The 12,963-nt window shown below is 52.7% G+C and carries 8 protein-coding genes; 5 read left to right on the plus strand and 3 right to left on the minus strand.

All coding sequences use genetic code 11. The features are described 5' to 3' along the window. Positions 1 to 4: 4 nt before the first annotated feature. Entirely contained in the window at positions 5 to 3,181 is a 3,177-nt protein-coding gene (locus HBA55_RS13295) for an outer membrane lipoprotein-sorting protein (protein ID WP_206019789.1), read from the plus strand. After that, positions 3,178 to 4,458: a DUF1302 family protein gene (locus HBA55_RS13300; RefSeq protein WP_166991835.1), complete on the plus strand. Its 1,281-nt coding sequence runs from the start codon at positions 3,178 to 3,180 to the stop codon at positions 4,456 to 4,458. Before HBA55_RS13295 ends, HBA55_RS13300 begins: the two co-directional genes overlap by 4 nt. Positions 4,459 to 5,195: 737 nt before the next feature. Here the strand turns inward: HBA55_RS13300 and HBA55_RS13305 are convergent. Continuing rightward, positions 5,196 to 8,441 (minus strand): amidohydrolase family protein, encoded by a 3,246-nt coding sequence (locus tag HBA55_RS13305; RefSeq protein WP_206019790.1) that lies wholly within the window; start codon positions 8,439 to 8,441, stop codon positions 5,196 to 5,198. A gap of 385 nt (positions 8,442 to 8,826) precedes the next feature. Here HBA55_RS13305 and HBA55_RS13310 point away from each other — a divergent pair, with 385 nt between their 5' ends. Together HBA55_RS13310 and HBA55_RS13315 are read left to right on the plus strand one after the other, a co-directional pair. Further along, positions 8,827 to 9,126: a type II toxin-antitoxin system CcdA family antitoxin gene (locus HBA55_RS13310; RefSeq protein ID WP_240946055.1), complete on the plus strand. Its 300-nt coding sequence runs from the start codon at positions 8,827 to 8,829 to the stop codon at positions 9,124 to 9,126. Then, positions 9,126 to 9,443 carry a CcdB family protein gene (locus HBA55_RS13315; protein WP_166991838.1) on the plus strand — a complete coding sequence of 106 codons (318 nt, stop codon included), beginning with the start codon at positions 9,126 to 9,128 and terminating at the stop codon, positions 9,441 to 9,443. The genes HBA55_RS13310 and HBA55_RS13315 overlap by 1 nt, the downstream gene beginning before the upstream one ends. Positions 9,444 to 9,464: 21 nt before the next feature. Here HBA55_RS13315 and HBA55_RS13320 read toward each other — a convergent pair whose 3' ends face one another. Further along, positions 9,465 to 10,286, minus strand: a complete 822-nt coding sequence (locus HBA55_RS13320; protein WP_166991841.1) for a helix-turn-helix domain-containing protein — start codon at positions 10,284 to 10,286, stop codon at positions 9,465 to 9,467. 96 nt (positions 10,287 to 10,382) lie between these two features. Between HBA55_RS13320 and HBA55_RS13325 the strand changes: the two genes are divergently transcribed. Then, complete coding sequence (locus HBA55_RS13325) at positions 10,383 to 11,342, plus strand: NADP-dependent oxidoreductase (protein WP_166991844.1); 960 nt, start codon at positions 10,383 to 10,385, stop codon at positions 11,340 to 11,342. A gap of 49 nt (positions 11,343 to 11,391) precedes the next feature. Here HBA55_RS13325 and HBA55_RS13330 read toward each other — a convergent pair whose 3' ends face one another. Continuing rightward, positions 11,392 to 12,960 carry an AMP-binding protein gene (locus HBA55_RS13330; protein WP_166991847.1) on the minus strand — a complete coding sequence of 523 codons (1,569 nt, stop codon included), beginning with the start codon at positions 12,958 to 12,960 and terminating at the stop codon, positions 11,392 to 11,394. Between the last annotated feature and the right edge of the window lie 3 nt (positions 12,961 to 12,963).

A 12,963-nucleotide genomic window follows, 5' to 3' on the forward strand; every position in this document is an offset into this window, starting at 1 on the left:
ACCCATGACAGATTCCCTTGTTCACCCTCTGTTCCGATGGATTGTTGATCACCCCAAGCGAGTCATTTTGGTTGGCCTCGCCGTTATGATCACCATGGCGTCTTTTGCGCCACAATTGCAGAAAGATACGCGCGCAGACGCCTTTTTGGCCGATGACAATCCGGCACTGGTTTATCGCGACAAGGTAAAAGCGCTGTTTGGCCTCAGTGACCCTATGGTAATTGCCGTTGTCGCCAAAGAATCCATCTTCACACCGGATGGGCTAAATGCGGTGCAGCGGATTACCGAGGCAATTTCCCGCATCGACAATATCGACCCCGATGGCATCACCAGCCTCGCCACAGAAAACAACATTGTCGGCACCTATGACGGCATGAAAGTGGAACCCTTTTACGAAACGGAAGTCACTCTCCAAACTCAGGCGGATGCCGTCAGAGATGCGATTCGAGACTTCCCTCTGTACCAAGGCAGCCTCGTCGCCAATGACGAAACCGCCACCTTGATTGTGGCCGAGATCCTGGATAACGAACAGGTTGAGGCCACCTACAACACCCTGCTATCCACTATTGATAAACTGTCATTGCCGCAGGGGCACGAAGTACATGTCGCCGGAGAGGGTGCCATTGCCGGCTACCTGGGCAGCTATATCGATGCTGATGCGCAGCGACTGAATCCCATCGCGGCGATGGTGATAACCCTCATCGTGTTTATCGCATTTTTGCGCTTTGGCACTACCCTGATGGCCAACGTGATCATCGCCGCGTCGGTATTGATTACAGTCGGTGCCATGGCCGCGTTAGAAACTCCGTTTTTTGTGATTACCAACGCACTGCCCGTTATTCTGATCGGGATATCGGTTGCGGACAGCATTCACGTATACAGCGAGTACTTTGAACGTCGGGCTCTGCATCCACAGGAATCCATACACGATTCCATCGTCTTTAGCATGGTGGAAATGTGGCGCCCTATCACGTTAACCACACTGACAACCGCCGCAGGTTTCCTGGGACTTTACTTCGCTGCTTATATGCCACCGTTCAAGTATTTTGGTTTGTATACTGCGTTGGGCGTAAGTATTGCCTGGGCCTACTCACTGCTGTTTTTGCCCGCCGCCATGAGCCTTTTAAGAACTCCGGTGAGCCAGCACCTGGCCCGCAAAATCGCCAGTCGAGACCACGACATCTTCGCACGGCTGATGGCCAGACTCGGCAAGTTTACCCAACAGCGCGCGAAGCTGGTGGTCAGACTTTCCCTGGCAGTTATTGCCATCGGTTTTATCTCGGCCAGCCAATTGGTGGTCAACGAAGAACGAATTGCCACCTTTCATCCCTCTGAGCCGCTATACGTTGCCGACAATGCCATCAACAGCCGCTTTGACGGCACCAATTACCTGGACATCGTAATCGAAACCCGCGAGATGGAAGGCATCTTTGAACCCTCCGTTCTGAACAAAATTGCCGTCCTGCAACAGTACGCTGAAGCTCTGCCCGGGGTACAGGGCTCCACCTCGATCGTGGATTACCTCAAACAAATGAACCGCGCCCTGAACGAAGGCCGTGCTGAGAAACATCGCCTGCCCCAGGACCGCGATCTGATCGCGCAATACTTCTTGCTCTATTCCGCCTCGGGCGAACCTAACGACTTTGAAGAAGAAGTGGACTACGACTACCGTCTCGCTAACGTCCGCGTTATTCTCAATACCGGCGCCTACATTCGCAATCGCGACACCGTTGAAGCCTTGGATGCCTTTCTGGCCAATCACTTTAACGATGAGTTGGTCACGGGCACCCTGAGCGGCAGAGTTAACCTTAACTACCACTGGATCAAAGACTTGGGCATCAGCCACTTTGCGGGTATGGGCATCGCTCTGTTCCTCGTGTGGCTGGTATCGTCACTGCTGTTCCGTTCTGCTGTGGCGGGTTTCTTCGCCTTAATACCCGTGGCTACCAGTATTTTACTCGTTTACTCCGCCATGGTTGGTTTTGGCATTCCGCTGGGCATTGGCACATCCATGTTCGCGGCGGTTGCCATTGGCCTCGGCGTTGACTTCGCCATTCACACCATCGACCGTCTGCGGTCGCTCTATCAGGAGACCGGTAACATGTCGTTAACGCTGGAGCGTTTTTACCCCACAACGGGACGCGCCTTGTTCTTCAACCTGCTTGCCATTGCTTTGGGGTTCGGAGTATTGATTTCCAGCAAGGTCGTTCCTCTAAACAACTTCGGTACCATTGTCGCGCTGTCGGTAACCACCAGCTTTCTGTTCAGCATGGTATTGTTGCCGGCGCTGGTTCTCCTGTTCAGACCTAACTTCATTACCTCACGCTCCGCTGAGCTGACCAATGTCACCGGGCTCGCCGCAAAAGCATCACTGGTACTACTGGCCGCCGGCGGACTGGCAATGATACTGACCTCCGCCCCCGCATCGGCCGATACCGGCGGATTACCCGAAGGCCGTTGGGTCGCTGAACAGGTCAATGCCGTGGACGACGGCGAACACCGCATCAGCACTCTATCCATGAAACTTGTCGACCGCCGCGGCAAGGAACGCACCCGCGAAACCAAAACCTTTCGAAAGTACTTTGGTGAAGAAAAACGCACGGCACTGTTCTACCTCTCGCCCCGCAATGTCAAAGACACCGGCTTTTTAACCTACGACTACCCACAGGCCGATATCGACGACGACCAGTGGCTCTACCTGCCGGCGTTGCGCAAGGCACGCCGCATCTCCGCCTCGGACCGCGGCGACAACTTCCTCGGCACCGACTTCACCTACGAAGACATTAAAAACGAAGGCAAATTTGAACTGAGCGACTACCATTTTCGGACCATGGCCGCCGCCGAAATCGACGGAATCGACACTCTGTTGCTGGAAGCCATCCCCGTCGACCAGCAAACCGCCAAGGAGCTGGGATACGGCAAAGTGCTGGCCTGGGTGGATCGTAGCAACTGGATAGTCGTAAAAGCCCAATACTGGGACATTAACCTCAACGGGCTCAAAACAGTTGAGATCAGTGACATACGCAAAATCGACGATATCTGGACCCGCCACCGCATGGACGTCACCAACCACAAGACAGGCCACAGTACCACATTCGTATTCTCAGACGTGGACTACCAGACCAGCGTAAGTGACAACATCTTTGGCCGCCAGGCCCTTACCCGAGGAGTGCCAAGATGAAACAACTTGCGGGAATCGCCATGCTTGTGCTGAGTTCAACTGCATATGCAGCCGAATTCAGCGGCATATTGAAGTCTCAAACTTCCTACGGCTTGGACTCCCACGAACTGCAGCAACAGGAATGGCTACTGGACGTCGAATTCAACCGTGAACTATGGGATGGTGAGCTTACTCTGATCGGGCGCTTGCGCTGGGACAGTGTTGACGACCTCAATCACTCCGACCGCCCCGACAACTATTCCGAAATAGGTAAACCCATCACCGTCAGTGACTCCGGTGAAATCCAGATTCGGGAACTCTACTGGGAAAAAACCATCGGCGACCTGTACCTGCGGCTTGGCAAACAACAAGTCGTCTGGGGTGAGGCGGACGGCCTCAAACTCTTGGACGTTATCAACCCCCAGAGCTTTCGCGAATTTATACTGGACGACTTTGACGACTCCCGCATACCGCTGTGGATGGCAAACACCGAAATCACCATTGACAACAGCGGCACACTGCAACTGCTCTTGATTCCAGATACCACCGCCAACGAACTGCCGGCACAGGATTCACCCTATGCGCTGACCAGCCCCAAGCTGGTACCCACGGGAGAACTGCCTGTAATCCCAATAATCAAACCAGTCAGAGCCGCCAACTCCCTGAGCGATGGTGACTTCGGCATACGCTACAGTGACTTTCGTGCGGGTTGGGATTTCTCCCTCAACTATCTCTACCATATGGTCGACACACCCGTGGTGAAAAGCCGATTCGAAAACGGACAACTACTTGTTGAGCAAACCTACCGCAGAAGTCACCTGATCGGCGGCAGTGCCAGCACTGCAATCAACGATTGGACCCTTCGTATTGAAACCGCCTTGGAAACTGATCGCTATCACCGAACACGATCGTCACTACCAGGCATAGAAAAATCAGACCAATGGGGAACCGTCATCGGACTGGACTGGCAGGGCTGGACCGACCAGTTTATCTCCATCCAATGGTTTCACACCCGAATACTGCAACACGACTCCGATATGGAAGCCGGCAATCGGGAAGACCGAGTGACCTTTTTGTGGGAATCCAATTTCTACAACGAAACCCTGAACCTCGAATGGCTGCACTTACACTCACTCACCAACGGAGACGGTACGATTCAAACGCGAGCGACCTACAACTTCGAATCCAATATCGATGTGTATGTCGGTGCAGATTTTTTCTATGGCAATAAAGATGATTTGTTCGGTCAATTCGACCAAACCGACAGGATTTCCTTGGGCCTGAACTGGGGTTTCTAAAACCGAAAGTCTTCTGGAAGATTCGTGCGTTGTCTTGGTTCGATAAGACAGTTTGGTGCCATAACCGGCCGTTCGAAACGACAGGATTTTCTTCCCGCGTAGGTCGGATTAGCTCCGCTTCGCGGAGCGTAATCCGACGGTTCCGCTGGAGCTGTTGGTTGGCTGCGGCCCGGTTTTTAACACTTTGGAGTGTTGCTGCAACAGGTGGTTTATACACGGCCACCGCCAATTTAAACCTTCGGCGGAACGGCGGATTACGGCTTCGCCTAATCCGCCCTACATTCGTGCGGCCGTTGCAGACAGTTGCGGCACCCCATTATCAACGCTTTGAAGTTGCGATGATAGAACGATGACGTCAGGGTACCTCGGCCTAAAGGGTGGCTGGGTGTTCGTTGGAGGGGCATTTCAAGCGAACGCCGAAGGAGTCAATGAGACAAGCGTTTTTTGCTTGGCTCATTGGGGACTGAGGGAAGCCGGGAGGGCCGGTAGCGTGCCCCTCCAACGGACACCCAGCCGCCCGTAGTGGCACAAAATCACCAGCCCCTTTCGTCCTATCCGCAGAGACCAACGCCGATCAAAGCACCCAACTCTAATGGAAGCGCATGGCATAACAGAGACGGTGCCAATCCGGTCGCACTCAGAGCGCGCTGCTACACACGAAGATAAATGGTGCCGTGCCAAGCGGCAGCACTTTTCTGACTTTCAGGCTCCGAATCTACCCCAGAACAAACTCAATCTCACTCGAAAAAGAACCTCTCACGCGGACGATCATAGTTACCAACTTCATTCATCGTCTCAGCATCATACAGCCGGCCGTTGACCATAGTATAAATCACCCGATCGCTGATCCTGATATCCTTGGTCACATCCCCATCAATCACCACCAGATCCGCCAACTTACCCTCTTTCAGCGAACCAATATAACCATCCAACCCAAACGACCGTGCCGGCGAAATCGTCGCCGTACGCAAAGCCTCCACGGGCGACATGCCTCCCTGAGCCATCATCCACATCTCCCAATGCATCGCCAACCCCTCACGCTGGCCATGGCCACCGGAATTCACTTCAATGCCCAAATCCTGCAACGCCTTCGCCGTCTTCGCCACATTCACATGATTATAGTGATGATGCGGCGCCTTAGACCGACGCATCGACTTGGGTGCCAAAAACTCCATCGGCACAAACTTACTCAAGCGCGGATGTTTCCAGACCTCCGTCGTGTCATACCAAAAATTCTCACCCCAGATACCACCGTAAGCGACCCCCATCGTCGGCGTATAGGCCATACCCGATGCAGACCACAACTGTTTAATGTCTTTATACACCTTCTCAGTGGGAATCGAATGCTCCAGCGTCGTATGGCCATCCACCACCATCGTCAGATTATGCTGCAGCAGAGAGCCACCCTCCGGCACCACCATCATCTCCAACTCCCGCGCCGCCTGAATCACCTGCTGGCGCTGGTTGCGACGCGGCTGGTTATAACTCTTCACACTGAAGGCACCCACCTTCTCCAAGCGTTCAAGATGAAACTTCGCGTCCTCCAGATTATCCACATGAGACGTATAACCGGCGACCGTTGCCCCATACAGAATCGTACCCGTGGAATACAAACGGGCACTGACAATGTTCCCCGCTTTCTGCATCTCACTGGCAGCGAAAAACTCCGTCGTGTCGTTGGACGGATCATGGATACTCGTCACCCCCAACGCCAGACCCGCGTAGTTGTTCCAGTTCTGCTGCGGAATAATCTCATTGGATCCCTGCGGTCCATGGGCGTGAGCATCAATCAAACCCGGCACAATAGACTGCCCCGTGATATCCACCACCTTTGCAGCGTCAGGAATGGTTACCGAATCCCGAGAACCGACTGCAGTAATCTTGTTGCCCTCGACAACAACCACACCATTATCAATCACACGATCCCCTTCCATGGTGACAACCTTGCCGCCCGTAAACGCGATGACTCCGGAAGGCACATCAACCTTCTGAGTAAAGCCCAAATAGGTTTGCTTTGGCTTCGGCTTTTCGTCTTTGGCTTCCTGGCTTCCATCGGCATCAGTGCTTTCATCCTCCGAATGCTCGTCCACATTCTTCTCAACAACATCAAACAGCCCACTCACGGAAGCCTGATAAAGATCCGGACCCAAACTCCAATAAATCTCTCTGGCATCAGCACTCCAGCTAATACCCTCCCCGGCACGAACGGACAACTCACGTACCGGCAAGTTAGCGGCTTTGGGACCTGTATCGATCACACTGCCACGCTCCATCATCGGCGTTACAAACACCTTAAAACGCTCGGCAAAAGCCAGGTGTTTTCCATCGGGAGAAACCCGATACTCCGTGGCAAACTTGCCCTGGTACAGGGTCATATCGTTATCACCGTCCAAATCCACCCGCGCCAGAGAAGGCTTCTCTCCCTGACGAATCACATATAATCGATCATTGCGGGCACCAAAGTGTGGCTGCACACCATTCTTTGTGACAAGCTCAGGAAAACCGCCTTTGCTGGGTATGGTATAGATACCCGGATTCAGTCCCCATTTGGGGTCAGTGATATAGCCACCGGATATCTTGCGATAAACGATCGTTTTCCCATCAGGAGAAAAGGCCGGTTCGATGTATTTACCGGGTTCCTGACTGACGACCTTACCCTTGCCGCCACGACTGGACACCACTCGAACACTGCCCAGCTTTTGATCATCCCAACTGACATAAACCACCTTCTTGCCATCGCGGGAAAAGCTGGGATAAAACTCAAAGTGATCCTTTTGTTTGGTTAATCGCTTGAGCTTGCCGCTGGCCAGATCACGCAGATAAATACGCCCCATAGCTTCAAATACGGCGGTTTTTCCATCAGGTGAAATCTCCACCTCGCGCAACATCTTCACGTCAAATTCAGACGCATCGATGTCCTGCTTATAGCGCACCACTTTCTGAATCTGCTTTTGCGTCTTTACGTGAAAATCAACAATCGAAGACCGGCGGGATTTCAGATCCAGCTTGTTGATCTTGCCAGCGGCCCAAAACAAAATGGCATCGCTGTTCGGCGTCCAGGCCATGGTCGGATAAACCCCGTGAATGGCCCAGGTTTCCTGCATATCCCTCTCCAGCCCCTCGTATACCAGCTGTTCTTCGCCACTGTTCAAGTCGTAGAGATACAGGTTGGATTGAAAATCATCACGGCTGATAAAAGCCAGATAGCGGCCATCGGGCGAAGGTGTGGGACGAATGGCACCGCCGCGCCCGGATATCACCACTTCTATCTCACCGGTTTCCAGCTCCAGGCGCTTGATAGTGTATATGCCCTTTTCGGAATCCTTGCTGTAATGAAAGGTCTTGCCGGGGGTCGCATCCTGAGAAAAATACACATACTTGCCATCATGAGAAAAGGCTGGCTCACCCAAGTCCTTCTGCTCATTGGGGCGCTTGGTCAGCATCACCCCTTGGCCACCGGTCTTGTGATAGAGCCAGACTTCGCCGGCCCCCAGGGAGCGAGATCCCGTAAAGTGCTTGCGACCAACCAGATAATCGCTGTCCGGCGACCAGGCTGGACTATTCAAGAGTCGAAACGTTTCCGACGTCACGGCCTGAGCATTGGAGCCGTCGACATTCATAATCCAAAGATTATCGCCCCCCTCCTGATCCGAGGTATAGGCAATGTGTTTGCCATCCGGGCTAAAGCGTGGCTGCATTTGCCAGGCGATGTCGGTCATCAAAGGCGTGGCCTTACCGCCCCCTATAGGCAGGGTGTAGAGATCCCCCAAGAGGTCAAAGACAATGGTTTTGCCGTCCGGGCTGATATCCAAATTCATCCAGGTGCCTTCGCGCACATCAATATCAACGCTCTTGAATTCACCTTGCGGGGCATTAACATCCCACTTTTCCTTGGCATCTGCCTTGTTTTCCCCAGCCTGCGCGGCGGCACTGATTCCCAGCACCAGGGCCAGAACGGAGAGCTTTTTCAGTCCTCTGGACATAGTCATTCCTGTATTGATCTTAAGTTTGATCGGATCGCCAGCTAATCTACTACTTTTCCACATAAAGATATATCGTTAGGGCATATGATGGAGTGCCGCTTGAATCCGAGACGAATAACCTCACTGCCGGGTGTGTTGCCGTGCGTTTAGTAATGCTGTTTTCAACCGTTTTATTGGCGTCCTGTAGCATAACGTATCAGGATGACACCTCCTCAAAGGGAACCGCTTCAAAATGGGATGTCGACTTGGTGTTTACCGGGCTCGCAGTGCCTTTGGCGTCAGTGGGCTTGCGGCAAATGCCAGGGGTGAGGTGGAGTGTATCGCCAGGCGTTAGGTCATCTGCCAGTGGAGGTACTGGATTGACAGCAGACGCAGACCCTGTAATATGCGCATAACAATGCGCATACGCAATTTCAGTCCTTCGTTTGAGGTCAACGAAATGCAAAACCTTTACGATATCAGTGCTCCGAAGAAAGCGACAAACCTAAGCATCAATAGCGATTTGTTAGCCCAGGCCCGATCCTCGAATATTAATCTTTCTGCGACTCTGGAGCGGGCATTAAGAGAAGAATTAGCGCGTGAAAGAGCGTCTCAGTGGCAGGTCGAGAATAAGGCGTCGATTAAAGCCTATAACCAATTTGTACAAGAAAACGGTTGCTTTGGAGACGAATTCAGGGAGTTTTGATGGCTCAGTTTGACGTTTATAGAAACCCCAGCTTAAAAAGCCGGGCCGCCTATCCATTGCTCATGGATATCCAAAGCCCTTACCTTGTTGATCTGGAAACTCGTATAGTCGTCCCCTTGACTCGGAAGTCCAACTTCTCCGACAAAAACCTTGGAGTCTTGACCCCGGTTATTGAACACGGAAATGAGGACTATCTCCTATTAATGCCTCAGATATCTTCCATGCCCTCCCACTTGCTCGCAGATGCAATCGGCTCCTTGGAACACTGTCGCGAACTGGTTTTGAATGCTCTGGATTTCGCCGTGGGTGGGATCTAGTATCCGAGGACGGAGGTCTTGCTAACAAAGCCTACGTCCCCCCTGTTTGAAGTACTCTTCTCCCGCCTCATCCACGGGGTAACCCGCTTCCATCTGCCAGTCGGGCAGGGTAATGTTATAGGCCGCTCCCAGAGACGACGTCGTGGTGTACAGTTTGAATTCCACAGCTTCATTTCGATAATGCACAGGCAACACCAGTTTTGGAATAATCTGACCGGATTCTTCCAGCCAGGTTTGATGATCTTTAGGCCTGTAATTGGCCACTATTTCCATTTGCTGTTTTAGGGATTTATCGTTGGGACTCTGCATCAAACTGCGCTGAGCACGACTCATATTAGTCATGTAGATTTCGTGAAGATTGACGATCTGGCGTGACCAACCCTGAGGGTGAAATAGCAGATTGAGCATATTCCAGGGCTTATCCTCATAAATGGCCCGATCACTGACAAAATCTTTCACCAGCAAATCCAAACCGCGGTTCCACATCAAAATATCAAAGTTATGGTCGAGCACCATCGCAGGATAGGGTTCGTGTGCCGAGAGGATTTTTTCCAGCACCAGACGAACTTCGGCCGCCTCTTCGTCGTCCAAATCCAGCACACTGGCATCTGGCGCAAAACCGGCTGCCAGAACCAGTCCATTGCGAATTCGTTGGGGGATTTGCAATACCTCTGCCAGCTGGTCGAGCAACGCACGTGTGGGCATGGCTCGGCTGGTCTCGATGCAGCTTAGATGCCGGCTGGAGGTATTGGCTTCCAGAGCCAGTTGCATCTGGCTTATGCCTCTCTCCAGGCGCCAAAAGCGTATTACCTCGCCCACATTGGGTGTATTAATAGCGTCCATAATGGTTATTGCACCCCTCGTCCATGACTTTGAGGTCATGGACGCTGTTTTGCCCTCATGAAAAACTCTAAAAATATTACAGAGAGGAGCAACGATATGAAAGCTGTGTACTACCAGCAACATGGCACTGCCGATGTTTTGGAAGTGGGCGAGCGCCCAGTACCCGAAATCCAGCCACACCAAGTGCTGGTGCAGGTGGTTTCCACCTCGGTTAACCCTATCGATCGCCGCTTGAGAAACGGGGAATTGACGGAATATATCACCCGGACCTTCCCGGTAGTTCCAGGCTGGGACCTGGCAGGTCGTATCGTTAAGGTCGGCTCTGCCGTTGAGGGATGGCAGCAGGGGGACGAGGTGCTTGGTCTGGCCTTTACCTGGTCCATTCAGCACGGGAGTTATGCGGAATACTGCCCCATTGATGCCACCTCAATCACCCGTAAACCCGCTGAGATCAGCTTTGATCAGGCGGCGGCCCTGCCGTTGGTCAGTCTCACCGCCTGGCAGGCGCTGAGTGAATTTGGGCGCTTGAGTGCCGGCCAGACCGTATTTATCCAGGCCGGTGCCGGTGGCGTGGGTAGCGTCGCCATTCCCATGGCCAAGCACTTGGGCGCCAAGGTATATACCACCGCCAGCACCAAGAACCATGAGTATGTAAAGTCGCTCGGTGCCGATGAGGTCATCAACTACCGCAATGAAGATTACGAGACGGCACTACGAGCCTTTGAACCCGCTGGAGTGGACCTGGTATTGGAGTCACTGCTGGGTGAGGGCATTGCGGAAGCTGCCATTCGTCTGGCCAAAACAGGCGGTGCAGTCGCCTATATGAATAACGAACCACCGGAGATAGGCGAGATCGAGCAACGGGATATCCGTGCGGAGTTTCTGCATCACCGGCCAGACGGTGAAATGTTGACGATGCTGGTTGGGCTGTTTCAGGCCGGCAAGCTGGCCCTGCCCAGGATCCAGGTGCGTCCCCTCGAAGAAGCACAGGATGCACACCATGCCTCGGAAGCCGGCCATACCCAGGGTAAGGTGGTTTTGCGGGTTGAATCTTAAAGCAGATACCCCACCTCTTTGAAGATGGCGGGGTGACGGAGGGTGTGGTTTAACCCACCAACTCCCGCTTCAATTCATCTTTGTTGACCTGGTTTTTATCACTCTGCACCAGGGGCAAAGATTTACGATAAACCACACGACTGGGAATCATGTAAGACGCCAGGTGCTTCTTCAGCTCAAATAGAATTTCCTTCTCGGGAACTTCGCTTGGCGCTGAATAAACCAGCACAATCTCTTCCTCAATCAGCTCGTTCTCTATGGAGAACACTGCGCTGCGGGCAATCTGCGGCAGGTTTTTCTGCACTACGGACTCAATTTCATAGGGCGAGACCCGGAAGCCACGGGTTTTGATCATATCGTCGTGACGGGAAACGAAGTAGTAATAACCTTCTTCGTCTTTGTAAACATAGTCGCCCGTCGCCACTACAATCTCATCGGTGAGCTGCCCTTCCAGATTGATCACATCTTTAAGGATATCGATGGACTTAAAGCGACGCTGGTTTTCTTCCGGTGCGTTCCAGAAGCCACGATAGATGTAGCCACCGCGGTGAATCAGTTCACCCACTTCACGTGGACCACACTCTTTGCCCTCGTCATTGATCACGTAGAGCTCCACATCGGGAATCGGTTTACCGATTGACTCGGGACGAATCAGAACTTGCGACGGGTCCAGATAGGTAGAACGGAAAGCTTCCGTCAGACCATGCATTGAGTAAAACTCGGCCTTACGGAAATGCTCGCGGCAGTCTTTAATCATCTTCGCGGTGACATTGCCGCCCGAGGAAGTAATGGTACGGACACCATCGAACAACTCGGCACTGGGTATACGCTGGTCGCCGTCTTCAAACATCTGCGAGATGTTGACCGGCATCAGCGGCAATACCGTCACCTGATCGTCGATCAGGTGATTGAAGAAGTCTTCCGGCAGAATAAACCGATGCAGCGCCAGAGTTGCGCGCTTGTACAAGCTGCAGAAAATCTGGTTAAGGCCGTAATCCAGGTTGAAGATCAGAATCCCGGAAATAACGTCGTCTTCCTGCAGGTCCAGGTACTGGGAAACCACCCGTGCGGAGTCGATCAGGTTGCGGTGGGAGATCACAATACCCTTAGGTGTACCCGTCAGGCCAAAGGAATAGGTGATCACCGCGTTGCTATGACCACTTACATCGCAACTGTAGGGTTTGTTGTAGTACTTGAAGATTTCGTCAAAGGAGGCAACATCTTTGCTGGTGCTCTCGTAAGAGATCACGTGGCCGTCAAAGCTGATCTCTTCAATACTCTCCAGTTTAACCCTGTCGGTAATAATGCATTTGATATCGCAGTCATTAATAATGTATTCCACTTGCTCCGCTTTGAGCAGACGCGTCAGTGGCACCAACACATAGTCGGTGGACAGAATCGCCAGAATGGCAATCACCTGTTCGATGGACTTGCCAGAGTAAACACCAATGCGAGTATTGGCGGGGAGATCCAGTTCATCCAGGTAACAGGCAACCTGATTGACCTTGGTAAACAGCTCCGCGTAAGTCAGCTTGCTGCCTTCATAGGTCAGGGCAACCTTGTCGCTGTGGCTGGTAACAGCGTCTTCCAGCAGAGTTCTAATGCAGTTAATTGACATGGC

Source organism: Pseudomaricurvus alkylphenolicus, assembly GCF_011683955.1.
GTDB classification, from domain to species: Bacteria; Pseudomonadota; Gammaproteobacteria; order Pseudomonadales; family Cellvibrionaceae; genus Pseudomaricurvus; species Pseudomaricurvus alkylphenolicus.